This window comes from Aquabacterium sp., from assembly GCF_021768455.1.
Classification (GTDB): Bacteria; Pseudomonadota; Gammaproteobacteria; order Burkholderiales; family Burkholderiaceae_C; genus Aquabacterium.
This window is the reverse complement of the sequence record NZ_JAIZVX010000289.1, coordinates 1-1,652: the sequence shown is the minus strand read 5'-3', so window position 1 is coordinate 1,652 and position 1,652 is coordinate 1. Positions and strand designations below refer to the sequence as shown.

Sequence of the window (1,652 nt, the reverse complement as noted above, 5' to 3'; positions counted from 1 at the left end):
ACCAGGCCCTGGCCCTGCTCGACGACTTTCTGCACGACCGATGTGGGCAGTACCGGGGCGGCATCTCTTCGCCGCTCTCGGCGCCCACGGCCTGCTCGCGGCTTTCACCCTACCTGGCCCTGGGCTGCCTGAGCATGAAAGAAGTGGTTCAGGCCACGCAGGCGCGCATGGAGGTGCTCGACGCCATCGGTGCAGCCGATCAGGCCCGCCGACAGCATGCCGGCCTGGTGGGCTTCCTGAGCCGCCTGCACTGGCACTGCCATTTCATCCAGAAGCTCGAGAGCGAACCCGAACTGGAATGGCGCAACCTGCACCGCGGTTACGACGGCCTGCGCGAACCCGACTTCGACCCGGCCCGCCTTGACGCACTCACGCAAGGCCGCACCGGCTGGCCGCTGGTCGACGCCTGCGTGGCCATGCTGCGCGAAACCGGCTGGCTCAATTTCCGGATGCGCGCCATGCTGGTCTCGGTGGCGGCCTACCCGCTGTGGCTGCACTGGCGCCCCGTGGGCGAGTGGCTGGCACGCCAGTTCCTCGATTACGAGCCCGGCATCCACTGGAGCCAGCTGCAGATGCAGTCGGGCACCACGGGCATCAACACCACCCGGGTCTACAACCCCATCAAACAGGCGCACGACCATGACCCGCAAGGGCACTTCGTGCGCCGCTGGCTGCCTGCCATGCGCCGTGTACCACCCGAGTGGCTGTTCGAGCCCTGGCGCATGCCGCCCGAGGTGCAGGCCGCTTGTGGGCTGCGCGTGGGTGCCGATGCCGAAGCCGACATCCCCCTCCCACTCGTGGACCTGGCCGCCGCGACCCGCGAGGCCAAGGCACGGGTGCACGGCCTGCGGGCCCAGCCCGAGGTCAAAGCCGAGGTGGGCGCCATCGTCGAGAAACACGGGTCGCGCACCTTCCGCGATGGTCGCCGCCGAGGGGGTCGCGCCAAAGCCCCTGACAGCCCCCAACTGACCCTGGAGTTCTGAGTGCGCATGCGTCAAAAGTCCCAGCTGCCCAGCAAGCTCTGCCTGTGCTGCGCACGCCCCTTCACCTGGCGCAAGAAATGGGAGCGCGACTGGGAAAACGTCCGCTACTGCTCCGACCGCTGCCGGCAGACAGGTGCCAAGGTGCCCGCCACCGACAGGGAGGGCCGCGAATGAGCTGCGTCGTCCACTGGTTCCGCCAGGACCTGCGGGTGAGCGACAACCCCGCCCTGAGCGCAGCGGCCGCCGAGGCGCACGCACGCGGCCTGCCTTTGCTGCCCGTGTTCGCCTGGGACCCGGCCCAGATCGGCCCCACGCATTGGGTGGCGCAGCGCATGGGGCCACCACGCCAGGCCTGGCTGGCCGACACACTGCAAGCGCTGGACACCGCCCTGCAGGCCCTGGGCAGCCGCCTGCTGGTGCTGCGCGGCGCACCGGCCACCGTGCTGCCCGCCCTGCTGCAAGCCACGCAGGCTGTGGCCCTGCATGCGGAGTTGCTGGCGGCGCCCGAAGAAGCCAACGACGCCCGCCTGCTGAGCCATGCGGCCCAGCGCCAGGGATTGCGCTGCAGCTGGCACCCGCAAGCCACCATGCTGGTGCCCGATGCCCTGCCATTCGCGGTGACACAGATGCCCGCCCTGTTCACCGCCTTCCGTCAACAGGTCGAACAGG

The 1,652-nt window shown here is 69.7% G+C and carries 3 protein-coding genes; all 3 read left to right on the top strand.

Annotation, left to right across the window (positions count from 1 at the left end):
* On the top strand, positions 1–983 hold a 983-nt coding region (locus tag QZ994_RS19835), incomplete at its 5' end, for an FAD-binding domain-containing protein (RefSeq protein WP_290877813.1).
* Positions 984–1,157 carry a DUF2256 domain-containing protein gene (locus QZ994_RS19830; protein ID WP_290877810.1) on the top strand — a complete coding sequence of 58 codons (174 nt, stop codon included), beginning with the start codon at positions 984–986 and terminating at the stop codon, positions 1,155–1,157.
* A partial coding sequence (locus QZ994_RS19825; RefSeq protein WP_290877807.1) for a deoxyribodipyrimidine photo-lyase occupies positions 1,154–1,652 on the top strand: 499 nt, incomplete at its 3' end. The genes QZ994_RS19830 and QZ994_RS19825, both read left to right, overlap by 4 nt.